20 protein-coding genes and 1 tRNA gene are annotated in these 24498 nt (G+C 58.7%); 18 read left to right on the top strand and 3 right to left on the bottom strand.

Features of this window, described 5'->3' with window-relative positions; genetic code table 11:
• The first annotated feature begins 553 nt into the window (after positions 1–553).
• Positions 554–2659 (top strand): elongation factor G, encoded by a 2106-nt coding sequence (fusA, locus tag VN622_03525; GenBank protein HWR34927.1) that lies wholly within the window; start codon positions 554–556, stop codon positions 2657–2659.
• 75 nt (positions 2660–2734) lie between these two features.
• Here fusA and VN622_03520 read toward each other — a convergent pair whose 3' ends face one another.
• On the bottom strand, positions 2735–3556 hold the full coding sequence (locus VN622_03520; protein ID HWR34926.1) for a hypothetical protein: 822 nt from the start codon (positions 3554–3556) through the stop codon (positions 2735–2737).
• Positions 3557–3633: 77 nt separating this feature from the next.
• Entirely contained in the window at positions 3634–4512 is an 879-nt protein-coding gene (locus VN622_03515; protein HWR34925.1) for a hypothetical protein, read from the bottom strand.
• 158 nt (positions 4513–4670) lie between these two features.
• Here VN622_03515 and ruvB point away from each other — a divergent pair, with 158 nt between their 5' ends.
• The 14 genes from ruvB (at position 4671) to VN622_03445 (ending at position 18150) form a co-directional block, all read left to right on the top strand.
• Complete coding sequence (ruvB, locus tag VN622_03510; protein HWR34924.1) at positions 4671–5714, top strand: Holliday junction branch migration DNA helicase RuvB; 1044 nt, start codon at positions 4671–4673, stop codon at positions 5712–5714.
• Between the two features lie 203 nt (positions 5715–5917).
• Positions 5918–8230 carry a DUF5916 domain-containing protein gene (locus VN622_03505; GenBank protein HWR34923.1) on the top strand — a complete coding sequence of 771 codons (2313 nt, stop codon included), beginning with the start codon at positions 5918–5920 and terminating at the stop codon, positions 8228–8230.
• A gap of 74 nt (positions 8231–8304) precedes the next feature.
• Complete coding sequence (ispE, locus tag VN622_03500; protein HWR34922.1) at positions 8305–9279, top strand: 4-(cytidine 5'-diphospho)-2-C-methyl-D-erythritol kinase; 975 nt, start codon at positions 8305–8307, stop codon at positions 9277–9279.
• Between the two features lie 76 nt (positions 9280–9355).
• A tRNA-Gln gene (locus VN622_03495) sits at positions 9356–9429 on the top strand.
• Positions 9430–9482: 53 nt separating this feature from the next.
• Positions 9483–10586, top strand: a complete 1104-nt coding sequence (locus VN622_03490) for a ribose-phosphate pyrophosphokinase (protein HWR34921.1) — start codon at positions 9483–9485, stop codon at positions 10584–10586.
• A gap of 121 nt (positions 10587–10707) precedes the next feature.
• Complete coding sequence (locus VN622_03485) at positions 10708–11403, top strand: 50S ribosomal protein L25 (protein HWR34920.1); 696 nt, start codon at positions 10708–10710, stop codon at positions 11401–11403.
• 104 nt (positions 11404–11507) lie between these two features.
• On the top strand, positions 11508–12101 hold the full coding sequence (gene pth, locus VN622_03480) for an aminoacyl-tRNA hydrolase (protein HWR34919.1): 594 nt from the start codon (positions 11508–11510) through the stop codon (positions 12099–12101).
• Between the two features lie 67 nt (positions 12102–12168).
• On the top strand, positions 12169–12594 hold the full coding sequence (rpsF, locus tag VN622_03475) for a 30S ribosomal protein S6 (protein ID HWR34918.1): 426 nt from the start codon (positions 12169–12171) through the stop codon (positions 12592–12594).
• A gap of 188 nt (positions 12595–12782) precedes the next feature.
• The gene (gene rpsR / locus VN622_03470) at positions 12783–13184 is read left to right on the top strand and encodes a 30S ribosomal protein S18 (protein HWR34917.1); all 402 of its coding nucleotides are present in this window, start codon (positions 12783–12785) and stop codon (positions 13182–13184) included.
• Positions 13185–13332: 148 nt separating this feature from the next.
• The gene (gene rplI / locus VN622_03465) at positions 13333–13788 is read left to right on the top strand and encodes a 50S ribosomal protein L9 (protein ID HWR34916.1); all 456 of its coding nucleotides are present in this window, start codon (positions 13333–13335) and stop codon (positions 13786–13788) included.
• Positions 13789–14185: 397 nt separating this feature from the next.
• A complete protein-coding gene (locus VN622_03460; protein HWR34915.1) occupies positions 14186–14782 on the top strand; it encodes a sigma-70 family RNA polymerase sigma factor in 597 nt (198 codons plus the stop codon).
• Positions 14783–14846: 64 nt separating this feature from the next.
• Positions 14847–15779, top strand: coding sequence for a HEAT repeat domain-containing protein (locus VN622_03455; protein ID HWR34914.1), 933 nt, complete (start codon positions 14847–14849; stop codon positions 15777–15779).
• Between the two features lie 24 nt (positions 15780–15803).
• On the top strand, positions 15804–17033 hold the full coding sequence (locus tag VN622_03450) for a hypothetical protein (protein HWR34913.1): 1230 nt from the start codon (positions 15804–15806) through the stop codon (positions 17031–17033).
• Positions 17034–17043: 10 nt separating this feature from the next.
• Entirely contained in the window at positions 17044–18150 is a 1107-nt protein-coding gene (locus VN622_03445) for a PDZ domain-containing protein (protein ID HWR34912.1), read from the top strand.
• 73 nt (positions 18151–18223) lie between these two features.
• Here VN622_03445 and VN622_03440 read toward each other — a convergent pair whose 3' ends face one another.
• A complete protein-coding gene (locus VN622_03440; GenBank protein HWR34911.1) occupies positions 18224–19717 on the bottom strand; it encodes a sensor domain-containing diguanylate cyclase in 1494 nt (497 codons plus the stop codon).
• A gap of 405 nt (positions 19718–20122) precedes the next feature.
• On the opposite strand from VN622_03440, the gene recG reads away from it, so the two are divergent.
• The 3 genes from recG to VN622_03425 all read left to right on the top strand — a co-directional run bounded on the left by recG (position 20123) and on the right by VN622_03425 (position 24430).
• Positions 20123–22318: an ATP-dependent DNA helicase RecG gene (gene recG / locus VN622_03435; GenBank protein ID HWR34910.1), complete on the top strand. Its 2196-nt coding sequence runs from the start codon at positions 20123–20125 to the stop codon at positions 22316–22318.
• Positions 22319–22484: 166 nt separating this feature from the next.
• A complete protein-coding gene (gene selA / locus VN622_03430) occupies positions 22485–23897 on the top strand; it encodes an L-seryl-tRNA(Sec) selenium transferase (protein HWR34909.1) in 1413 nt (470 codons plus the stop codon).
• Between the two features lie 2 nt (positions 23898–23899).
• A complete protein-coding gene (locus tag VN622_03425) occupies positions 23900–24430 on the top strand; it encodes a DUF488 domain-containing protein (GenBank protein ID HWR34908.1) in 531 nt (176 codons plus the stop codon).
• The last annotated feature ends 68 nt before the right edge of the window (positions 24431–24498 follow it).

Below are 24498 nucleotides of genomic sequence, written 5' to 3'. Positions count from 1 at the left end.
CACCAGCCACCCGGCACTTGCTGAGATAGCGAGCAAATTATGTGTTGCCCGTCCTTTAACAGTTCAGACACAAGAAAAATGTCGTGAGCAGTACGTGTACGACGATTTCACGCCGGGAGCAATTCCGCCTTTGGAGTAAGTTCTGGAAACGCGCAAAGCGCTCCATCCGGCAGCCTGGACGCACTTACCTGCACGGCCCCAATCCGAAAAAGAGAATTCCTGCCAATCGCAGCAATTGAGGGTCTAAATTCATTGTGCTACGATTTGCCGTTACTCAAGTTCGTAAGCCATGTGACATGCATGGTGTTTCCTGCCCTTCCGCCCTCGGCAGGGCCTCGAGTGACCGTCCAGTGGGACAGCCATTCCGGGCTCCCGCGACGCCAGCAACTTTGGACGCCGTGGATCACCGGGGTTCCTAATCGCGCAAGTTTAGCGCGAGGTGGGTGGCAGTTTGAGCCCATATCGCGCAGTGCTGTGCGCCATGTGAGTGGAGCGCCACACGCGTCTTCGACGCGCGATGGCAGCGGATTGGCACCACATAAAGGAGTCATTCGTGAAGATTTACGAAGGCGCGAATATCCGCAACGTGGCAGTAGTCGGCCACTCCCACTCCGGTAAAACCTCCCTCATTTCTGCCATGCAGTACACGGCCGGCTCAACCCAGCGGCTCGGTCGCGTGGACGACGGCACGACTGTTACCGACTACGACGAAGAAGAGATCGCGCGACAGATGACGATCTCCAGCACATTGGCATTCGTCGAGTGGGGCAAGACGAAGATCAATCTTCTCGATACGCCGGGTTTTAACCTGTTCATTCACGAAGCGGAGATGGTGATGCCGGCCGTGGATGCGGCCATGGTCGTCGTCGACGCCGTAAGCGGCGTTCAGGTCGTAACCGAGAAGATCTGGCAGTTCGCTGACGACTTTAAAATGCCCCGCGTCATCGTCTGCACCCGTATGGATCGCGAGCGCGCCGACTTCGCTCGCGTCATGGAATCGCTCCAGAGCACATTCGGACGCACGGTCGTTCCGGTGCAACTCCCGATCGGCAGTGAGAAAAGCTTTACGGGCGTCATCGACCTGGTGAAGATGAAGGCCTACACCTACGACATGGGCGGCAACGGCAAGGCCAAGATTGGTGAGATTCCCGCCAACATGGCCGAGGAAGCCAAAGCGGCTCACGAGCGCCTCGTCGAGATCGTCGCAGAAGGCGACGATAAATTGATGGAAGAGTTCTTCGAGAACGGCACCATCGCGGAAGAGCACATCATCGAAGGAATGCACAACGCCATCCGCGAAGACAAAATTTTCCCGGTGCTCTTCGCCTCCGGCCTTGGCAACATGGGTACCGATGAAGTGCTGGATTTTGTAGTGGATTACATGCCGACCGCGGTTGAACGGGGAACCGTCGCAGCCGCAGCGAAGGAAGGCAACGGAGAGCCGCCGACGCGCAAGATCAGCGACAGCGAGCCGCTCTCAATGTACGTCTTCAAGACCGTGAGCGATCCGTTCTCAGGGCGCATAACGTTCTTCAAGATTTATAGCGGCGTGCTGAAGAACGACGCCACGGTACAGAACTTTACGCGCAACATCACTGAGAAGTTTGCGCACCTTGGAACCATGCAGGGCAAGCAGCCTGTTCCGGTGAATGAGTTGCACGCCGGAGATATCGGCGCAGTTGCCAAGCTGAAAGAAACCATCACAGGCGACTCGCTCGGCGACAAAGGCTCCCCAATCGAATTCCCGCAGATCAAGTTCCCGGAACCGGCGATTACCTTTGCCATCGAGCCCAAGAGCCGCAACGACGAAGACAAGCTCGGCGTTGGCATCAACAAGCTCATGGAAGAAGATCCCATGCTGCGCTTCTTCCGCGATCAGCAGACGAAGGAATTCCTCATCGCGGGAACCGGCCAGCAGCATATCGAAGTTGTGGTCAGCAAGTTGAAGCGGCGATACCACACCGAAGTAATCCTGAAGGCTCCGAAGGTTCCGTACCGCGAAACCATTCGTGGCACCGCCGACGTGCAGGGACGCCACAAGAAGCAGTCGGGCGGCCACGGCCAGTTTGGCGATTGCAAGATCAAGATGGAACCGTTGCCGCGCGGCGGCAAGTTCGAATTCGTGAATGACATTTTCGGCGGAGCTATCCCCAAGAACTTCATTCCCGCCGTTGAAAAGGGCATCGTCGAGGCGGCAGCACGCGGCTACCTCGCTGGCTTCCCGGTCGTCGATTTCCGCGTCATTCTCTATGACGGCAGCTACCACGACGTTGACTCGAACGAAATGTCGTTCAAGACGGCTGGCCGCATCGCCTTCAAAAAGGCCATGGAGCAGGCCAAGCCGACGCTGCTGGAACCGATCATGAACGTCGAAATCACCGTTCCCGACGAGTTCGCCGGCGCAATCATGGGCGACCTCAACAGCCGTCGCGGACGTATTCAGGGCATGGACAACAAGGGCGGCAATACGGTTGTGAAAGCCCACGTACCCATGTCGGAGATGCTCACGTACGGTACCGACCTGACGTCGATGACGCAGGGTCGCGGCACCTTCAACATGGAGATGGATCACTACGACATCGTTCCCGCCCTGGCGCAAGAGAAGATCATCGCGGCTGCAAAGGCGGAGCGCGGCGAGGTCGTGGAAGAAGAAGAGTAGTTCCACACACCTGTTCAGCAGGGAAACGGCGGTCCTTCGGGGCCGCCGTTTTCATTGCACCCTGGCGTTCGCGTCCTACTTCACCGTATTCGGCTGGAAGCGTCCGTTCGGATGCGCGCGGTAATCGGCGGGAGGTTGGTGGATCTCATTGCTGTCGAGATCGAAGAGCATGAGAGTAGCGCTGTCCACGCATGACGGCTCGGCGCTCATTTCTTCGTCGCCGGGAGTAATTTTCAACACAATCTGCCCGCTTGCAGTCACTCCCTCTCCGGACACGAAGAATGAGCAGTCCCGTCCAAAGTGTTGGCTGAAAATCTGGTGCAGGTCGGGGCGAAAGAATGCACCCATCTCGCGGTCGAAGGCCACGATGGTTGTGTCCGCCCAATCGGAAAGGTATGTCCAGAGGTGTAGATCGAGCAGCAAAAGGCGACCATCGGCGGACCAGTCGACGAGGCGCAACGCATTGCCAAGCTCATCCACGGTCGCCTCTTGCATCAGCACCAGCGCGAACTCGTCTTTACCGGATGCGACGTACAGGCGCGAGGTATTTACGCAGAAATCGCCATGCGCATCGCGACGCGGCAACGACTCTGTTTCCACATATGCGCGGTGTCCTCCGGGCGAGATCAGCAGCGGAGAACGAATGAGTTTGGGGCCCTTCGGCTTGTCGAGACAACTGAGCCATGGGCGCGGATTCTCCTCCGCTTGCGACTCCCCTGATTTCACCGATGGAGGTGCGGGCGCTTGCTTTGCCGAAGGCGTAACGCCTTGCACCGGCGGGTTGGGCGCCGTCCCCGGAACCTGTGCCGAAGCCGTGGCGACCAGCAGCGCCGCCAATGCAAGCAACCGTGTTGCGATACTTCGTGTAGCGCCGGGTGCTGCGAAGTTTATGGACATGTGCGCTGAGCATTGTAGTCACTTGGCCGCACGCCAGCGCAGCATTTTTTTAGGCATCTTCCGAGGGCGTGCCTGCCCTATTGTTTACATTCTGGAAGGCTAATCTCCTGCCCTTGTGTCTTCCACGAATGATCGTCGAACAGGACATAGACATTTCCAACTTTGGAATGCTTGGGCGAAATATGGACAGTACCCACCATCATGCCATGCTCAAAACGCTGGCTGATGATTGATGAATCCTTATAGGTGCATTGCCATTTTCGGCATCCAATCCATTCGAGATCTTGGGATCTGCTCAACCAGTGGCTTGCAATACCGCCCCAAGGGGGCAGTTTGTCAGAACATTCCGGGAATTTCGTCCTGAGCCACGAATCCTCATAATGGCGCTTATCATCCGTCCACACCGGATCTGCAATCTCCTTGAAATTCTCTCCAGCCCCATCAGTTGGCAGAAGATAAAGAACATTCACGCCCATCATCCAGAGCGCTACCGCGTGTTCGTGAACTGCTATTACCGCCGATGCGTGACGGACGGGTGCCGCCACAGGGGAGCCGAGTTGTTTAGCGACCTGGGGATTTCCTGATAAATACGCCCGAAATGGCGGATTTGTGGGGACGCGGTAAAACCACCAAACCACCAACAGACAAAACACTGGAATTACTAGCGCCCATCGCCCATGCTTAGAAGGCGGCTTCCTCGCATCCATAACCACTCGGTGCAATACAATCGACGCCGCAGCGAGAACGACAAAGACAACGACAAAAGATCCGAGGACAAAAGGTAGAGGCTTATGCATTTTTGCCGCCACCGCCGAAGAAACTGTGCCAAATATCGAGTGCACTAGCCATTGCAGGACGGGTTCGGTTGTCCATTTGCAATATTTCGATTCCCAGAGCCGTGTAGCGAATCGTTGTCGTTGGATATTGTTTGGTGGCTCGACAGGAGTCGTCGTCATATCCGGGATTGTACCTTTCTAGGACAAAGTAACAAGCTCGTTCGACCGTAACTAACCGACTACTCGCCGATTGGTCACCCGTGGAAAACCAAACTGCACCACGTCCGCTGATTTCCACAGATTGCCTACCGCCCCTTTTCTGATTACCATCGGCAACAGTGGCCACACCCAAGGACAATCCGGAGCTTCGCGATCGAATCGTCTCGGCCGCGCCCGTCGAGGACGATGAATCCTTCGAACTGAAGCTGCGTCCGCAGCGTTTGCGCGAGTTCATCGGGCAGACGAAGGTCAAGCAGAACCTTGAGGTCGCTATCCAGGCGGCGCGCTCGCGTGGTGAAGCGCTCGACCACGTGCTGCTCTACGGACCGCCGGGACTGGGCAAGACGACGCTGGCAAACATTATCGCTAATGAAATGGGCGTGCCGTTCCAGCAGACTTCCGGCCCCACGTTGCAGATCAAGGGCGATGTAACTGCGATTCTCTCGAACTTGCAGAAGAGCCAGGTGCTGTTTATCGATGAAGTCCATCGCATGCAGCCTGCGCTTGAGGAGTTGATGTATTCCGCGCTTGAAGACTACCGCCTCGACATCATCATCGGGCAGGGGCCTTCGGCGCGAACGCACGTTTTCGAAGTGAATCCCTTCACCTTCATCGGAGCCACCACGCGAGCGGGGTTGCTCTCCGCGCCGTTACGTTCGCGCTTCGGCATTGTGCTGCGGCTGGAGTTCTACACGCACGATGAACTTAGCTACATCGTTAAGCGCTCCGCCGAACTGTTGAGCGTTCCCGTCGATGAGGCCGGCGCGATGGAAATCGCAATGAGATGTCGAGGAACACCGCGCATTGCCAATCGTCTTTTGCGGCGAGTGCGAGACTACGCGCAAGTGCGCGGGGCCGGAAATATCGATAAGCCAACGGCCGAGGCTGCGCTGGAAATGCTGGAAGTGGACCAGCACGGCTTTGACGAAATCGATCGGCGCTTGCTGCTGACGATCATTGAGAAGTATCAGGGGGGGCCGGTAGGCGTGAACACGCTCGCTGCCGCGCTGGCCGAAGAGGCCGACGCCATCGAAGAGATCTATGAACCGTTCCTTATTCAGATTGGTTTTCTGGATCGCACGCCGCGTGGACGCGTAGCCACCATGCGTGCCTACGAACATTTCGGCATCACTCCACCACGCAAGCAGAGCGCACTTTTCTAGAACGCAAACTCCGGTTTTGTGATCCAAAATAGATTCACGTGCGCGCTCCTCTCCCGCTAGTCCCTAAATCGCAAAAACTTTTGCAAAACTTCTCATAAACAGCGCATTTTTGTGCGAAAGTTGCCTAACGAACTCTGGTCGAGTCCGTCTAAAACTGATGCGGGCAGCATAAGATTCCGGGGCCCGTTACAAAGAGGGCAGCTTTGCGTAGTTACCGGCTTGGGATGCTTGTGTTTTTCTGCGCGATTTTTTCAGCGTTCGCTGGCGCGCAGCAGGCCATTGAGTCCATCACGCTGAACGGGGCAGTGAGAGTTCCTCGCCTTTCGAAGCCTCCGGCGATTGAAGACTTCGTTTCCATGCATCCCAGTCGCGACTTCGCCGATGGCAAGATGGCGAAGGTCACGGGCTTCCTCCAGCGCAATCCCACCGACGGCGCACCCGGTACGCAGAACACAGAGGTGTATCTCGGCTACGACGCCCAGAATCTCTACGCTGTTTTCGTCTGTTTCGATTCGGAGCCGAAAAAGATACGAGCGCGTTTGTCCAAGCGCGAGGACGCGGGTGGCGACGAAAACGCCGAAATCATGCTGGACACGTTTTCCGACCAGCGGCGCGCCTATGGCTTCATGTCGAACCCTCTCGGCGTGCAATCGGACGCCATGTGGAGCGAGTCGCAGGGCTGGGACTTCTCGTTCGATACCGTCTGGTACTCGAAAGGTAAGCTGACGGATCAGGGCTACGTGGTCTGGATGGCTATCCCGTTCAGGAGCCTTCGTTTCCCGTCAGGCCCGCAGCAGAATTGGGGCCTGCTTCTCAACCGCGATATTCGACGAGACAACGAAGAAACGTACTGGCCACACTACACGGCGAAAATCGAAGGCCGGATGAATCAGGCCGGCCGCCTCGAAGGTCTTGAAAGCATCTCTCCCGGGCGTAATATGCAATTCACGCCTCATGCCTCGTTCCGGTCCTTCAGGGCGCCTGACCTGCGGGATGAGACCGCTCCACGGTTTGAAAGCAGGACGCTGAAATCAGAATTCGGGCTGGATTCAAAAATCGTCATCAAGGACAGCTTCGTCCTCGACGCGACCGTGAAACCGGATTTCAGCCAGGTCGAGTCCGATGAGGCACAGGTCACGGCCAACCGGCGCTTCGAAACCTTCTTCCCGGAGAGGCGTCCGTTTTTTATCGAGAACTCAAGCTACTTCAACACTCCGATAACACTAGTGTTCACGCGCAGGATTGCGGAGCCTGATTTTGGAGTTCGCCTCACCGGAAAGAAAGGGCCATATTCGCTGGGCATACTTGCGGCCGATGATCGCTCTCCAGGCAAGTCGCTCATAGACGGCGACCCTCTCGTGGATTCGCGGGCCTACTTCGGCGTGGCGCGAGTTCAGCGCGATATTGGCACGCAGTCGACGATTGGCCTTATCTACACCGACCGCGAGTATCTAGGCGAATTCAATCGCGTAGGCGGAGTGGATGGGCGTTTCAAGCTGAACGAGAACTGGGTAGGCACGTTCCAGGCAGTCACCAGTTCCACCCAGTTCACCGATGGAACCACCCAGGCCGGCCCTGCATACACGGCCAGCATTAAGCGCTCCGGACGCAAGTTCAATTACAACGCTAACTTCAACGATACCGGCTCAGGCTTCTTGGCGCAGACCGGATTCTTTCGCCGTCCGGATTACCGGTCTTTTAATCACAATTTCAATTACAGCTTCCGTCCTGAAGGGAAGCGCCTTATCTCGCATGGGCCTTATTTTGGCATCTCGCGTGGCTACGATCATGATGGAGTCCGGCTGAACAGTTACCAGAGTGCCTCGTACAACTTAAACTTCAAGGGCCAGAACCATCTTGAGGCGGGCTTCGGGGCTGGCTCGGAAGGCCTGCGGCCAAGCGATTACGCTTCCATCACGCAGAATACGGAATACTCTACCGATAACAAGTACCTTTACTTCGAAAGCAATTATTTCTCAAAGGCTGGCTTCAACATCAGTCTGGAAGAATCTCACAACCCCAGCTACATCGGCATAGGGCTGGACGATGCTCCCCCGGTTGGCCAGCCTCCCAGGACTGTGCTCGACCGAACGCTCCAGGCCGGGTTCACGCTGAGGCCAACCTCGCAATTGCGCATCAGCAACCGGTACAACTGGGAACAGTTCTTTGACGAGCGGGCGGATCAGAGTCAGCTCGACATGCACATCGTGCGCTCCAGCTGGAACTACCAGTTCAACCGCGAGCTTTCCCTCCGCTTCATCGGACAGTACCAGGCGGGGCTGGCGAACACGGATCTGAGTTTTCTGAAGACGACCAAGCAGTTCAATGCCGACTTCCTCCTCACGTACCTGTTGCATCCCGGCACTGCGCTCTACGTTGGTTACAACAGCAATCTTGCGAACCTGGACCCATCGCTGCGGATGGACGCCAATGGCGATCTACTTCGCCCCCGCAACCAACTTATCAACGACAGCCGGCAGTTCTTCATAAAACTCTCTTACCAGTTCCGCTACTGACCCCTGTTCCATTCTCATTGAGAAGATAAAAGGCGGAGCCGATTGGCTGCGCCCAAGCTGTAGAATCTTGACTCATGTCAGTCGCAATTCGTTCGTTTGCAAAGGTCAACCTGGGGCTCGCCATTGGCGAGCGCCGCGACGACGGCTTTCACGAGCTGCGCACCATCTATCAGACGGTCGCGCTGCATGATGTTTTGCGCGTGGATGTTAGCAAGGGTACCGGGATCGAGATTCGCTGCAAGGACCCGCGCGTTCCCGCGGATGAATCGAATACGTGCTGGCGCGTTGCAGACCGCGTGCTAAAGGCGCTGAAGCATCGCGGCAAGGTGGTCATTCAGATCGAAAAGAGCTTGCCGGTACAGGGCGGAATGGGCGGTGCCTCGTCCAACGCCGTGGCGACGATGTTTGCCATGGAGCGTTCACTGAAGACGGTTCTTCCAGCACAGGAACGGCTGCGCATCGCCGCCGAGGTGGGCTGTGACCTTCCGCTATTCCTGCTCGGAGGCACGGTTTTGGGCTGTAGCCGCGGAGAAGAAATTTACCCCTTGTCCGATCTTCCCGAGATTCCGGTCGTCATCGTCACGCCGGATGTTGGCGTGTCCACTCCTGACGCATTCACACGCTGGGATGAACTGGTAGCGAACGGCAAATTGACTCCCACTGGCAGCTCCGGTACAATCACGGAGTTCAGTCGCTCGGCTTTTGAGTGGTTGAGCAGTATGTCCTTTTCATCCGGTGTTCCTGCCCAGAAGGGTGGGGACCGGGCCGAGACGCTGCTTCTCGACCTTGTCCGAGCCGGGATCGAAAACGACTTCGAAAGAGTCGTCTTTCCAGAGTATCCCGAACTTCGTGACATGAAGCGTGTTTTGGAACGCGAGGGCGCAAAGTATGCCTCGCTTTCAGGTTCCGGATCGACCCTGTATGGTCTTTTCGAGAATCAGGCAGCGGCTGAACAGGCTGCGGAGCGTATGAGAGCCGCTGGCCTGCCGGCGCAAGCGACCAGCACGTTGGCACGCGAGAATTACTGGGCGCAGGTATTTGTTCGCTAGTTCGCTGTTGCCGGTAGCTGCCTGGAACGAAGTTCGCTCCACAGGCGACTGGCTGTTAAGCGCTGGCAACCGCAGTTGGGCGGTCGACTAATGGTAGGTCAAGTGCCTTTGGAGCACTTTGTCTAGGTTCGAATCCTAGCCGCCCAGCCAGACTGTTTTGTAATTCGCACGACGAACTCACGGGTAACAAGCTGAAGGGATTCATGGACGCGGCAGCCACACAGAGCGCAGTTCAACCATTGACCGGAGCACCGGATTCCGCCGCCGAGCGCGCGGAAGCGGGGGACGCCATGGGTACTGTGACAGCCACAGCAGCCGATAAAAAGCCGGATCCGAAGGGCGAGCGTAAGCCCGTTCGCGCACGTCAGGACGACAAATTCAAGATCTTTTGCGGCACGGCAAACCCCGCGCTTGCGAAAGAGATTTGCGACTTTCTGGGTTTGCCGGTAGGTCAGTCGCATCTCACAAAGTTTTCCGACGGCGAAATTTACGTGCAAATACTGGAGAACGTTCGCGGCTCCGATGTTTTCATCGTGCAGCCCACGTGCGATCCAGTCGCGCACAACTTGATGCAGTTGCTGCTGATGATCGACGCGCTCAAGCGCGCCTCAGCCCGGCGCATCACCGTCGTGATCCCGTACTTCGGCTATGCGCGGCAGGATCGCAAGGACAAGCCGCGCGTTCCCATTTCTTCGAAACTGGTAGCGGACCTGCTGACCACCGCGGGCGCCGACCGCGCGCTGGTTGTTGACCTTCATGCTCCGCAGATTCAGGGATTCTTCAACATCCCGGTCGATCACCTGTTTGCTTCGCCGGTCCTGGTGGATTATTTCCGCAAGCTTTCGCTGCCGAATCTTACGGTTGTTTCGCCCGATGCGGGCGGCGTGGAGCGCGCGCGCTTCTTCGCCAAGAAGATGGATTCGGCTTTGGCGATTGTCGATAAGCGGCGCACGGAAATGAATGTTGCCGAGGTTATGCACGTCATCGGCGACGTGAAAGATCGTACGTGTCTGATCATCGATGACATCATCGATACGGCGGGCACACTGGTTAAGACCGTGAATGCGCTGTTGGAGAACGGTGCGCGCGAGGTTTATGCCTGCGCTTCGCACCCGGTATTGTCCGGCCCGGCGTTGGAGCGGATTTCAGGTTCGGCGCTTACTCAGGTAGTGGTAACAAACACCATCCCGCTGAGCGAAGCGGGACGCAATGAGCCGAAGATCAAGGTGCTGTCGATCGCCGGCCTGGTCGCGCGAGCGATCCAGTCGATTCACGAAGAGACCTCGGTGAGCAAGCTGTTTGCTTAGTTGATAGCGGTCTGCGGCCGAGTGCAAAGCTGTGCAAAGAGTTCAGGCGGATTTACCCGCCGGCAAGATTCCGGTTCTGCCGCGCTTAAGCGCATCGGGACTGACGTAAAGGAACGGAATTATGGCAACCGCAATTGGAACAAACATGGTGGAAGCAAAGCCGCGTGTGGCTGGCGATAAGAATGACGCCCGGCGACTGCGCCAGACGGGCATGATCCCGGCCGTGCTGTACGGCGCCGGTCTCGAGCCGCTGGCGGTCAGCGTGGACCCGAAGCAAATGACCCGGATTCTTCATTCAGAAACGGGCCACAACACGATTTTCGATGTCACCGTCGATGGCACCCAGGCCAAGGCGATGATCGTTGACTGGCAGTTTGAGCCAATCAAGAGCTCTCTCCTGCACGTTGACCTCAAACGTATCGCCATGGACAAGGTGCTGCGCCTGAAGGTGCCGATCACCCTGAAGGGCGAGGCTCCCGGCGTCAAGCAGCAGGGTGGCGTTCTCGAGCACGTTCTTCGCGAAGTGGAAATCGAGTGTCTGCCTGGCGACATTCCAAGCCGCATCGATGTCGATATCAGCAACCTGGTTTTCGGCGTGAACATTCGCATTGCGGATCTGCCGAAGAGCGACAAGATCATGTACCTGTCGGACGAGAACGCAATGATCGTCCACCTTACGCAGATTAAGGAAGAAGTTGCTCCTGCTGCTGATGCTGTGGCGACAGAAGTTGCTGCCGGACCTGCCGAGCCCGAGGTCATCAAGAAGGGCAAGCAGGAGACCGAGGAAGCCGGCGAAGAGAAGGCCAAGAAGAAGTAGTGGTCGCGCTCGCGTGCATGCTTTGTCGCGAGCGGCAGATGCTCAAGTCGTAAAGCACCCCTGCAGGGGATTTCTGCAGGGAACCCCTAGAAGGGTGTGGATCGGTGAAGCTGATCGTTGGTCTTGGAAATCCTGGGATCGAGTACCAGTTCACGCCGCACAATATGGGGTTTCTGGCGGTTGATCGAATTGCTGAGCAGTGTGGCGTAGGGGTGGACAACCGGCACTGCCGGTCGTTGACTGGTAAGGGACGGATCGCGGGGCACGGAGTGGTGCTGGCGAAACCGGAAACCTACATGAACCTCAGCGGAATGGCGGTACGCGAGCTGGTGCGCGAGTACGAAGTGGCGCCAGAGCAGGACCTGATCGTGATCTATGACGATCTGGACCTGCCGTTCGGCGGCATAAGAGTTCGGCCGCGCGGAAGCTCGGGAGGCCATAACGGCGTGGAGTCGATCATTGGCGCGCTTGGCACGCAGGAGTTCTTGCGGGTGCGCCTGGGAATTGCGCCGGACCATCCGATGCGGGACGGCGCCAAGTATGTGCTTTCGCAGTTCCGCAAGGTGCAGTACCCGGCGATCGATCAGGCGCTGGACGCGGCGGCACAAGCCGTGACCGTCATCCTGAACGAAGGCGCCTCGGCGGCGATGAACCGGTTCAATCGCAAAGCGGTGAACCAGGACGCACCGGTCGAATAGCCAGCCGAGAGTTGAACGAGATTGCAGCGAGGGAGACGGCGCGGCCGTTCTTCCAGGAGAAGACAGAATGCAGCAACGTACTTATGAAGTGATGTTCATTGTTCGTCCTGACCTGGTCGAAGATGATCTGGATAAGCTCATCTCCACCATCGAGACGAACATCACCAATGCCGGCGGCACGGTCAAGAACACCGAGCGCATGGGCAAGCGCCGCCTGGCCTACACGGTCGGCAAGTTTTACGAAGGCATGTACATCCTGCTAATCGTCGAGGGCTCCGGTAACCTGGTGAAGGAAATCGAGCGCCGTTTCCGCGTGACCGAGCAGGTGATCAAGTACATCACGGTGCGCGTTGACGACGAGCAGAAGCGCTTGGCGAAGGTCAAGGCGTTGCGTGACTCGAAGGTCAAAGGCCAGGGTCGCCAGGCACAGGCCGCCGCGGAAGCTGCAGAAGCAGCTGCCAACGCTGCTGAGTCGGCTCTCCCCAATGCCTGATCGTCCCACGTCGTCCGTCGCCCGCGACAGCTGCTGGCGGCCGGCGCAGTGAGCGAACAAAGATTCAAGCCGTGCGCGAGCGCGGGTCATGGAATTGTCGAGCGATCCGGCCGCGTGCTGGACGCCGTGCCAAGGTGATTGCACCGAGGCTGAGCAAGGCGCGACTGACGCGCCTTCGAAGGAGAGTTATGGCAGACGAAACAACGAAACAGGATTCACCAGCTGTGACCACGAGCGAGACGCCCGCAGCGACACCGACCACGAGCACGGATCGGCCGTCACAGGGCCACACGGGCCGTCCTTCGGGTTCCCGCCCAGGCGGCTCCCGTCCAGCTGGCCAGCGTTCCAGCGGTCCGCGTGAAGGCGGCCGCAAGTTCTTCCGTCGCAAGAAGGTCTGCAAATTCTGCACGGAGAAAATCGACAGCATCAACTACAAGGACGTGCGACTGCTTTCGCAGTTCGTCGCCGAGAGCGGCAAAATTGTTCCTCGCCGCCTCACGGGCGTGTGCACGCCGCACCAGCGGCGGGTCACGGAAGCGATCAAGCAGGCACGCAACATCGCGCTGCTGCCGTTCGCGGCTCGTGTCTGATTCGCGCCGCTTCGGGAGCCGCGTTGGGCTGTTGTCGAGCCGACGCGCGGCGCTGCGGCATGGCGGACGGAGTGTCCCCGAGGACCACGTCCAGCCCCGGCACATTAGGGTGCGGGGACCTCGACAAAATCTCTGAGGAGTTACCGCAATGGAAGTCATTCTGAAAGAAGATGTGGCCAATCTGGGACAGCGCGGCGACGTGGTGAAGGTCGCCGAGGGCTACGGCCGCAATTTCCTGTTGCCGAAGAAGTTGGCCATCGAAGCGAGTGCGGCGAACAAGGCCGTCATTGAGCAGATGAAGGCGTCAGCGGTGCGCCGTGCGGCGCGCGAGCGGGGCGATGCCGAGGCATTGGCGAAGCAGTTCGATGGCGTCAGCCTGCACTTTGTTCGCAAGTCCGGCGAGCACGATCAGCTGTTTGGATCCGTCACTTCGTCTGACATCGCGCACGAGCTTGAGACGCGCGGCTTCAACGTGGATCGTCGCAAAATCCAGGTCGAAGAACCGCTGAAGACGCTGGGTGAGTTCGCGGTTAACATCAAGTTGCATCGCGACGTGACGACGCAGGTGAAGGTCACGATTACGAGAGACTTAGAAGAGGCGTAGTTTCATCCGCCGGACGCCCGGTAGTTGAACCTCGCACATATTCCGTCCCCACGGCGGACGAGGCGCTTTTTGCATCCGGACCGGTCTTGCCCGAGGCAAGCTCCGGTCCTTTCTTTTTGGAATCAGCTATTTACAGATTTCTTTTCAGAGTGCATTCTTTGGCTCTAAGCGTAAAGAAAGTTGACAAGAACCGAACTGCTGTTCCGGAGTTGTAGCCAGCCTCGAGATAAGCTGCTAACGGAACTACCACTTTTCCGTCCAAATAGTTGCAGGCATGAGTATTTGCTTGCGATTCCGGCTCGAAGGTGCAGCAGTCATGCCAGCCCAAGCGGTGGCAGTCCCGGTCATTACCAGAATCACGGGACGAGGTTCCGTAACGACATCCCGCAGGGAACTTATGGTTGGGCAGAGCCTAAGCCGCATCAATGATGCGGAACTAATCCGGGCGGCACAGCGCGGCGACCGTGCTGCTTTCGAAGAACTCGTTCGCCAGTACGACCATGCTGTGCTGCGGCTTGCACTGCATCTGACGGGTTCCGAGCAGGACGCAAAGGATATTTACCAGGAAGCATTCCTGAAGGCCTACCGCAACATGGGTAGCTTCCGGTTCGAGTGCTCTTTCTATACCTGGATTTATCGCATCGTCACCAATCTCTGCCTCGATCACCTGCGGAAGCGGCAGGTGCGCAAGGAAGATGCGCCGGTCACTACCGATTCGCACGGAGAGGAATACAACCTCCTCGATCAGGTTGCCGACGATCGCTCCGGCGCCAGTCCCGAGCGTGATCTTATGAGGCGCGAGTTGGGCGCGCGCATCGCCAAGGCGCTTGAGAAGCTCACGCCGCGCGAGCGCATGGTATTCGAGATGAAGCATTACCAGGGTTTAAAGCTGCGGACGATCGGCGATGCCCTGAATACGACGGAAGAGACGGCCAAGAACACGCTTTTCCGCGCTACGCAGAAATTGCGCGCGGCGCTGTCCGACATGAGATAGGTAGGCTGGATCTATTTAGAAGGTTTATAGCTGGACTGAGGCTGTCTGGGCATTTGAGGCTTTTATGAATTGCGAGTGGGTGAAAGATAACGTAACGCTCTACCTCTACGACGAGTTGCCGGACGACGCGCGCCACGAATTGGAGCAGCATGTCGGCCGCTGTCGCGAATGCGCGGCGGAGTTGGAGGGCATTCGTAAGTTTCACGGCAGCATGAACCAGCTTCCGCAGCTTGAGGTCACGCCGAACCTTCTAGCGTCGGCCCGCATGAGGTTGCAGGAAGAGTTGGAAACGACGGAACAGGCACACGGATGGCGCCGGTTCACTTTCGATCCGTTTGCCTGGCTGGCTCAAGTGCGCTTCTCTCCGGCGCTCGCAACCGTCATTTTTATTGTTGGCTTCGGTGGCGGCGTGGGAACCATGTATCGCATGGCCGCGAACGGTCGAGTCGCTCCCACCGTGTACACCCCCGAGCAGCACACGGCATCGGCTATTTCAGGCATACGCAGCGTCACGCAACAGCCCGGCTCGGACAATGTTCAGATTCAGTATGAAAAGACGATCCCGCAGCAGATGCAAGGATCGGTGAACGATCCAGAGATTCAGGAGCTGCTGCTGTACGCAAGCCGCAGCAATTTCAACTCCGGCGTTCGCATGGATTCGATCGATCTGCTCACGCAAAAGCCAGACGATGCTCGGGTTCGCGAAGCCCTGGTGTTTGCGCTGCGATATGACAGCAATCCCGGAGTTCGCTTGAAGGCCATGGAAGGCCTCGCGAACTCGGTGAAGCAGGACATTCGCGTGCGCAACGCCATTCTGGAAGCGCTGCTGAATGACAACAATCCAGGCGTACGTTCCGGCGCGCTACACGCACTGGAGCCAGTGAAGGCCGATACCAGCGTTCGGCAGGCATTGCAGCAGTTGGCGCAGGAAGATCCGAGCACATTCATTCGTGGCGAGTCGCGACGTCTGCTGGCGTCCCTGCCGCAGATCGACTAAAGCACTGGCTGTACGGAGGAAGTTTTGATCACGTGTCCACAACTCGAGAGCGCGCTGCGCGTGCGGCTGAGCGGAGCTAAACGGGTGCTGGCAATTTCGCTGGTGCTCGTGGCAGCCGTGCCGGCTGTGGCGCAGCAGTCCCGCGTTTACCGCGACGGGCGTTCTTGGGTGGAAGAAAGCAACGGGACTTTGCCGCAGTCGCGCACCCTGCGCGTGAGTTCGCATCTAGGCAACATACGGGTGCAAGGCGGCAAGCAAATTATCAAGTGGGTTGTCATAAAGCGTGCCTTCGCCACAACGGAGCAGCAAGCGCGGCGCCAGTTCGAACGCATGCGCGTCGGCGCGGGCCGCAAGGTCGACGGAGGATTCCTACGTGCCGACTTCGTCGGCGCGCACCCCACGCGTTTCGCCGCAGATATCTATGTGGAAGTGCCGCGTGATATGGAATCCGTCTATCTGGACAGCAAAGCCGGCAACCTGGTCGTGGTTGGAACGACGGCGCGGGTCGACGTCGCAACCCAGGCTGGCTCGATCAGCGTAGATGACGTCGCCGGTTCCGTGCGTGCTCACACTGCCGGGGGCGACATACAGATCGGCAACGTAGGTGGCCGCGTCGGAGTGAAAAGCGGCGGAGGGAATGTTGCGATCAACAGCACCAAAGCACGCTCCGACGTATTTACCTCGGGTGGCAATATAAGCATCGGCAGCACCGCGGGAGCGTCGGTGCGGACCGAGGCGGGCAGCATCGAAGTGCAACATTGCGCTGGCGACCTGCTGGCTAAGACCGCGGGCGGCACCCTCGAACTCGGCGATGTGCTGGGCAACGCAGTGCTGGACAACGGCGGCGGCAACATCCGTCTCGGCGGGGCGCGTGGACGCGTGATGGCCACAACCGTCGGCGGAAACATTCAGCTCTTCAAACTTTCGCAAGGCGCGCAGGCGCAGACCGGCGCGGGCACGATCACGGTTGAATTGATTGGCAGTCGCGGTGGATTTGCCGAATCATTCCTGCGCACCAACGCTGGCGATGTACTGGTGTATTTGAATGCAGCGGTACCTCTGACGGTACATGCGGCGAGCGAGATGGCCTCGGGCCGCGGCATTCGCACGGATTTTCCGGAGTTGAAAATCACCACCGAAGGCGGCGAGTTCGGACCGAAGACGATGTATGCAGATGGAATTCTCAACGGCGGCGGACCTGTGCTTAAGGTTCGAACCACCATCGGGCAGATTGAATTCCGAAGGACAAAGTAGGAGGGATACGATGCGAAAAGGAATTCTAACTAGCTTGATGATTGTGATGATGCTGACCGCATCAGCAGCGGTGGCGGGAACTTGCTTTCTGGAGACGCAGGGCCGCGATGATGAGCCCCGGGTTTTCATGAGCGGCAGCGGTTCTTACATGGGTGTCAGCGTACGTGACGTAACCTCTGACCGGGTTGCTGAGCTGAAGCTGAAAGAAGAGACTGGCGCCGAGGTCGTTGCGGTGGACCAGGACGCTCCCGCAGGCAAAGCGGGATTGAAAGAAAAGGACGTCATCGCCAGCTTCAACGGCCAGAAGGTGGAAAGTGCAGAGCAGCTACGGCGCATGATTCACGAAGTTCCGGCAGGGCGCAATGTCACACTTAGCGTGAGCCGCGATGGCCAGCTCATGAACGTGCAGGTCACGCTGGGTGCCCGCAGGCCCGCAGCCAAGATCGGCAAAGCAAAGAACAATGCCTTTCCTCCCATGCCCCCGATGGCGCCCATGGTTGGCGACATCGATATCCCATCGTTCAATGTGATGGTACAGACGTCCACCCGCAGCGGCATCATGGTCGAAAACCTTACGCCGCAACTTGCGGACTTCTTCGGTGTCAAGAGTGACGCACGCGGCGTGCTGGTGCGCTCCGTGGAGAAGGGCAGCGCCGCTGAAGCCGCAGGCCTCAGGGCTGGCGATGTCATCGTTCGCGTCGACAAGGAAAAGATTGCCGATGTCGGCGACTGGCGCCGTGCGATTCGAACGCGCACCGGAGCGACGCCGTTGGGTATCGTCCGCGACAAGCGCGACCAAACCATCTCCGTCGTCTTTCCTGTGCGGAAAATGCGCGGAGCGCTGTTCAACGCCGATGATTTCGATATCGATTTCGATGACATCAAACTCCAGCTAGAGCGTCTGGGCCCTCAGATTGAGCGCGAGTCCAAACGCATTGCCATGCTGGTGAACGACGACGTCATGAGAAACGTCGATGTAAGCAAGACGCTGAAGCAGGTTCGCGCTGCAACCGAGAAGGCGATGGCTGCGCGTCAGAAAGACATCGAGAAAGCGCAGAAGGAAGTCGAACGCGCCCACGAGCAGATGCGGAAAGCTTTTGAACAACAAATGCAGTAGTCCTACACGTTTTGCCTCCTGATGAAAAAGCGCGGCTCAGGCCGCGCTTTTTCATCAGGATTAAGGGGATATATCAGCCGTTGGCGCCGCTAACCTCGGCGATGGTTGCCGACTGCACGCGGTTTCGCCCTTTCTGCTTGGCCACATAAAGTGCTGCATCGGCGGCGCGCACCAGTGCGTCACGCGTTTCGCCATGCTGGGGATATTCCGCTACGCCGATGCTGATGCTGATCCTGCGCGGCACACCCGGGAAATGCCATCCCTCGACGGCACGCCGCAGTTTCTCCGCCACTGCCAGGGCGTTCTCTCCTGTCGTCGCCGGTACAATGACCGCGAACTCTTCCCCCCCGAAGCGGCACGCCGCGTCCACTTTTCGCAATTGCTGCGCAAAGATGTTGGACACTTCACGCAGGACTTCATCGCCCAGCAGATGTCCGAACTCGTCGTTCACAAGCTTGAAGTTGTCGATGTCGATCATCAGGACGGACAAGCCGCCGGCATACCGCGAGGCGCGGTCCATCTCCTCCAGAATCCTGACTTCGAAATGCCGGCGATTGAACATGCCCGTCAGTCCATCGCGATAGGCAAGTTGTCTGACCTTCTCGACCTGTGCCGCATTGTGAATCGCGGTAGCGACAATGTCGGCGACGGATTCCAGCGCCTGCACATCGGCGTGCTGGAAAGCCTCCGCACGCGAACTGTGACACATCAGCAAGCCCAGCTTTTCTCCTGACGAAGCAAGCGGGAGGCTAACCTCCGATTTCGTCTCCGAGAGACACTGTGATGAGTAGGAACTGCTCGTAGTGTCGTTTACGATGACCGTGCTCCCCGTGTCGATTGCGTGGGCGGCGCATCCCGGTTCCGTGGCGAGCACGTCATCTTCTGCCAGACGCGGCGTCAGTGTGCCATCATGCGCGCGGAGCACCAGGCGGCCTTCTTCATCCCGCAGAAAAATGACCACGTGATCCAGTGGAAACGATTGCAGGAGGAGTGAGCAGACTTTCTTTAGCAGCACGCCAAGTTCAAGGACGGCGCTGGCCTGTTTCGCGATAGCGTTGATTGCTTCAAGTTGAGCGGCGCGGCGCTGTTCCAGCGAATAAAGCTGTGCGTTTTGCAAGCCAATGGAAGCCTGGGTCGAGAACAGGGTCAGCAAGTCCACGGTCTCCGCATCGAAGTGGTCCAGTTCGCTACTCTGGCAATCCAGCACGCCAACCACTTCGTCGCGCACCATCAGCGGAATAGCCAGCTCGGAACGCGTGTGCGGCATACCCGCTATGTAGCGTGAATCCAACAAAACGTCCGGCACATAGAGTGGACGCTTGATCTTGATCGCAGTTCCCGTAATGCCTTCGCCGACCCGGATCTTCGCATGGCTCTGGTGGCCCTCCTCGCCGAACTGGGCGCGGACGTGGAGTTCCTGGGTGTTGCGATCGAGCAGGAGAATGGCGCCGCTCTGCAGGCGGAAGTAGTCCCGTGCTATCGCGAGGATCTGGTTGAGCACCTCGTCGAGATCAAAGGTGGACAGAACGGCCTGACTCGCGTCGTACAGAATAGCGACTCTTTGCATAACTGGACTCTGGCAAGGGACCCGGGGGGCGGGAGAGATAGTGTACCTCAAGTCCGGCTTGAGCTCCGCTTTTTCCGTCGCCGCAGAATCAGTTCGATGAGGCCGTAGATGACAAGGCAGACCCATGCATCGATCAAAAGCCCCAGATCGAGTCGAAACGGCCGATGGCGGCCACTGGCAGGAAGTATCGGTACCATCAGCAAAAAATAGACAGCGTTCCCAATCAGGACAGCGGCCAGCGATTTCAGCGTATTTACAAGCACGCACTGTTGGACACCGCAGCAGGCACAATTGGTTTTACGCAACAGCCCGATCAGCCCGAACCTGCCCGAAAACCCGCGATTTGCGTGAGGATTTGGGAATCGAGTTTCGTTCGCCGTCGCGCCTCTTGTATCCTCAATTGCGATGCTCGAACTCACTACATCCGTTCAATACGTGAAGGGGATTGGTCCGCGTGTTGCGGAGGCACTCGCGGTGAAGGGCATCGCAACCGTTGAGGACCTGCTCTATTACCTGCCTTTTCGCTACGAAGACCGCATCAACCCGCGAACCGTCGCCGAACTGCGGCCGGGCGAGATGGTAAGCGTCATCGCCGAGGTCCGCACCGCAGGCCTGTTTCGCACCCGGGGCGCGCCCTTGTTCCAGATGACCGCAGGGCAGGGCCGCGCTTCTCTCTCGTGTCTCTGGTTCCACGGCGCGTATCTGAAGGACGTCTTCCAGCCGGGTCAGATGGTCGCTTTGTACGGCAAGGTGGAAGAGAAAAGTTCGGGGCGCGGCGGACTGCAGATGATCCAGCCCCAGTTCGAAATCCTGCACGACCCGGCGGATACGAAGGGTGCGTCAGAGGAGGAGCAGATGCGGGGATCGCTTGAGATTGGCCGCATCGTTCCTATCTACGAAGCCACCGGCAAGCTCACGTCGCGCTGGTTCCGTCGAGTAATTCACGGGGCATTGCAGAACTTGAGCGACGACGTCGTGGATGCGATTCCCACCGTCGTACGAGCGCGCATGGGACTGGCTCCGCGCCGTGAGGCATTCTTCCAGGCGCACTGGCCCGATCCCGGCGAGAGCTTCGCCGACCTGCTATCTGCGCGCACCCCGGCGCACGTTCGCCTCATCTTCGAGGAGCTATTCTTTCTCGAACTTGGACTCGAACTGAAGCGTCGTCGCGTGCGCCAGCAGAACGGCATCGCTTTCCACATCGATGATCGTGTGCGCTCGGCGATCAAGCGTATCCTGCCGTTCCATCCCACCACGGCACAGAAGCGCGTGCTCAAAGAGATTGCCACAGAAATGCGCGAGCCCAGTCCCATGCGGCGTCTTTTGCAGGGCGACGTCGGCTCGGGCAAAACCATCGTCGCATTCCAGGCTGCGATCATCGCCATTGAGAACGGCTACCAGGTCACGATCATGGCGCCGACCGAGATACTTGCAACACAGCACTTCCTCTCCGCGCGCCGCATTCTGGAGAAGGCCGGATACCGCATCGTTCTGCTGACCGGTTCGCTTGATCCTGAGCGAAAGCGCAGCACGCAACGCCACATCGCGTCCGGCGATGCGCAACTGGTGATCGGCACACACGCCGTTTTGCAGGAGAAAGTCGAGTTTGCCAAGCTCGGACTCGTCATCGTCGATGAGCAGCATCGCTTCGGCGTCATGCAACGGCTCAAGCTCATGCGCAAGGCGAACCAAGGGGTGCCGGACACGCTGGTCATGACCGCAACCCCCATTCCGCGAACGCTTGCGTTGACGCTGTATGGCGACCTCGACGTCAGCGTGCTCGACGAACTTCCTCCCGGACGGACTCCGATCACAACGCGCCGCGTATCGGACGAGCGCTCCGAAGAAGTCTGGGCCTTCGCGCGCAAGGTCGTCGCCGCGGGCCAGCAGGTATACGTCGTCTATCCCGTGATTGAGGAGGCTCCGAGCGAAGACAACAAGGATGGTGAGGAGTCGGGTGGTGCGCAGTCGAAAGAAGGGCGCGTACAGCTCAAGGCTGCTATCAAGATGTACGAGGAACTGAGCCGGAGCGTCTTCCCGGACCTCAAGGTTGGACTATTGCACGGGCGCATGGACGCCGATGAGAAAGAGATCGCGATGCGCCGTTTCCAGCGCGGGGAAACAAACGTCCTGGTTTCCACCACCGTGATCGAAGTCGGTGTCGATGTCCCGAACGCCACACTGATGATCATCGAGCACGCCGGACGTTTTGGCCTGTCGCAGTTGCACCAGTTGCGCGGGCGCATCGGCCGTGGCAGCGCCCGGTCTTACTGCATTCTGATGACTGGCACCAAGGTCAGCGAAGAAGCTGAGCAGCGGCTGGACACCATGGTCAGCACCACGGACGGATTCGCCATCGCCGAGAAGGATCTTGAGCTTCGCGGCCCGGGAGAGTTTTTCGGCACCAAACAAGCAGGTATGCCGACCTTGCGCGTTGCCAACCTTATCCGCGACCGCGAACTGCTGGAGGCCGCCAAACGTGAAGCTCGCGCAGTGATGGAAGGCCCCAACGCGGAGATTTCGCAAGAGGAGCAGACGCGGGCGCTCAGGTACTTGCAGTCACATTGGAATCGACGATACGGGCTGGTCGAAGTCGGGTAATCAATCGGCAATGGAGCGGAGGGGCCTTCGACTCCGCGGCCTCGCCGCTTCGCTCAGGAAAACGAGGTTTCGCGGTATTCACTCTGTGTCGGAGCGCATAATATTTGGAGCGCCAGCGTGGTGACTTGCCATAAATCGGCGCACGCCTGACACTGGTTGCTTCAACGTGAAGACCACTTCAAAATCGGATCTATTCCGCAAGCTTCCATCGGTCGATGAGTTGGTGCGCAGCGAGGCCGTCGCTGAACTCTGCGCTCGTGAAGGACGCACCGTCGTCATAGAGGCTGCGCGAACAGTGCTCGAACGCCTGCGGTCGGAGATCGCTGCCAGCGCCGTCGATGACGCGAGACTCGAGTTGGCAATAGGAGGACTCGCGGAGGCCGTGGAGCGCGAAGTGCTTCAGGCGTTTGCGTATTCTCTGCGCCGCGTCATCAACGCCACCGGTGTTGTGCTCCACACCAATCTCGGACGCGCGCCACTCGGCGCTGCGGTCCTCGAACATGCGCACGAGATTGCGGAAGGCTACTCGAACCTCGAGTTCGACATCTCCGCCGGTGAGCGCGGCAAGCGCGACGTTCACGTGGATCGCGTCTTCCGTCAGATTTTTGCGAACGTGCCACGGCCGCTCTCGACCATCGTCGTCAACAACAACGCCGCAGCCGTACTGCTGTCGCTAAGCGCGCTGGCGGAAGGCGGCGAAGTCATCGTTTCTCGTGGTGAGCTGGTAGAGATTGGCGGCTCGTTCCGCATCCCGGATGTCATGGCGAAGTCCGGCGCTGTCCTGCAAGAGGTTGGCACAACGAACCGGACCAGGCTCGCGGATTATGAGCGCGCCATCACTGAACGCACGCGGCTGCTCTTGCGCGTACACCGCTCGAATTTCCAGATCGTTGGCTTCACCGAACAGCCGTCGCTTTCCGAACTGGCCGCGCTCGGCCGCAAACACAACATCCCCGTCATGGAAGACCTCGGCAGCGGCGCGCTGGTCGATCTGCGTACCTTCGGCGTGCCGGAAGAACCGAACGTCTTTGACAGCCTCCAGGCAAGCGTGGACGTTGTGACCTACAGCGGGGACAAGCTGCTGGGTGGGCCGCAGGCAGGATTGCTCACCGGCGCGCCGGAACTGATCGCCCGCATCCGAACCAACCCGCTGTTCCGGGCGCTTCGCGTAGACAAGCTCATCTATGCCACGCTGGAGGCGACACTGCTTGCCTATGTTCGCCAGCAGTACGATGCGATTCCCGCTCTGCGCATGATCGCGCTTGATGCCGTCGAAATACGGGCGCGCGCCGAAAGACTGGCTCAGGCTTTCCGCCCGCTCGACCGCGTGCAGGCTGAGGTCCGCGATGGCGTGTCGGTCATCGGGGGCGGAGCGGCGCCGGGTTCGACGCTGCCGACGGCTGTGCTCGCCGTCACCGTTGCAAATTACAGTGCAGATGAACTGGCGGCTGCGCTTCGCTCGAATGAGCCGCCGATTATTGCGCGCGTTGAGGATGACCGTGTGCTGCTCGATCTGCGAACAGTCGATCCTTCCGAAGAAGCTGCCATCCGCGCAGCCATTGAGCGCATCGCCAGCTAGCAGTGGCCGTCGTTTACACCATCGGACATTCCACGCGCACGCTGGATGAATTGATTGACGTGCTGAAAGCGCACTCGATCTCCACGCTTATCGATATACGCGCGTTTCCGGCATCGCGCCGCCTGCCACATTTCCATCGAGAGGTTTTGGAACGCGCACTGCCCGAAGCAGGGATTCGATACCTGTGGATGCCCGAGCTGGGCGGCCGTCGCAAGAAGATCCGCGACGACTCACCGCACACGGAACTTCGCAGCCAATCTTTTCGCAACTACGCCGACTACATGCTCACGCCCGAGTTCGCCGCCGCGGCACGGCGCGTGCTCGCGCTCGCCAGCGAATCCAATACGGCCATCATGTGCGCCGAGCGGATGTACTTCCAATGCCATCGGATGATGGTGTCTGACTACTTCGCCGCACACGGACACGAAGTGCGGCACATCATCGACGCGGTTCCGCCTCGCACGCACAAACTCACGCGTGAAGCGCACCTAGTGGGCGGGCAGCTGCTCTACAACGCAGAGAGCTTGTTTTAACCGGCGGGAGAGATGGAGCAAAGGGCGATGTACCTCAGCAGCCTGTAAAGTCGCCTCTTCAGTCTGAC

The sequence above is a fragment of the Clostridia bacterium genome (genome assembly GCA_035561135.1).
Taxonomy (GTDB): Bacteria; Acidobacteriota; Terriglobia; order Terriglobales; family Acidobacteriaceae; genus DATMYA01.
This window is presented reverse-complemented; position numbering and strand designations above follow the sequence as displayed.

What these genes read in the sequence shown, in the direction of transcription:
- VN622_03515 (HWR34925.1), bottom strand. Translation starts at nt 4,512, where the DNA reads ATGACGACGACTCCTGTCGAGCCACCAAACAATATCCAACGACAACGA.
- VN622_03455 (HWR34914.1), top strand. Translation starts at nt 14,847, where the DNA reads ATGAATTGCGAGTGGGTGAAAGATAACGTAACGCTCTACCTCTACGAC.
- rplI (HWR34916.1), top strand. Translation starts at nt 13,333, where the DNA reads ATGGAAGTCATTCTGAAAGAAGATGTGGCCAATCTGGGACAGCGCGGC.
- rpsF (HWR34918.1), top strand. Translation starts at nt 12,169, where the DNA reads ATGCAGCAACGTACTTATGAAGTGATGTTCATTGTTCGTCCTGACCTG.
- rpsR (HWR34917.1), top strand. Translation starts at nt 12,783, where the DNA reads ATGGCAGACGAAACAACGAAACAGGATTCACCAGCTGTGACCACGAGC.
- VN622_03490 (HWR34921.1), top strand. Translation starts at nt 9,483, where the DNA reads ATGGACGCGGCAGCCACACAGAGCGCAGTTCAACCATTGACCGGAGCA.
- recG (HWR34910.1), top strand. Translation starts at nt 20,123, where the DNA reads ATGCTCGAACTCACTACATCCGTTCAATACGTGAAGGGGATTGGTCCG.
- VN622_03445 (HWR34912.1), top strand. Translation starts at nt 17,044, where the DNA reads ATGCGAAAAGGAATTCTAACTAGCTTGATGATTGTGATGATGCTGACC.
- VN622_03440 (HWR34911.1), bottom strand. Translation starts at nt 19,717, where the DNA reads ATGCAAAGAGTCGCTATTCTGTACGACGCGAGTCAGGCCGTTCTGTCC.
- VN622_03520 (HWR34926.1), bottom strand. Translation starts at nt 3,556, where the DNA reads ATGTCCATAAACTTCGCAGCACCCGGCGCTACACGAAGTATCGCAACA.
- ispE (HWR34922.1), top strand. Translation starts at nt 8,305, where the DNA reads ATGTCAGTCGCAATTCGTTCGTTTGCAAAGGTCAACCTGGGGCTCGCC.
- VN622_03460 (HWR34915.1), top strand. Translation starts at nt 14,186, where the DNA reads ATGGTTGGGCAGAGCCTAAGCCGCATCAATGATGCGGAACTAATCCGG.
- VN622_03485 (HWR34920.1), top strand. Translation starts at nt 10,708, where the DNA reads ATGGCAACCGCAATTGGAACAAACATGGTGGAAGCAAAGCCGCGTGTG.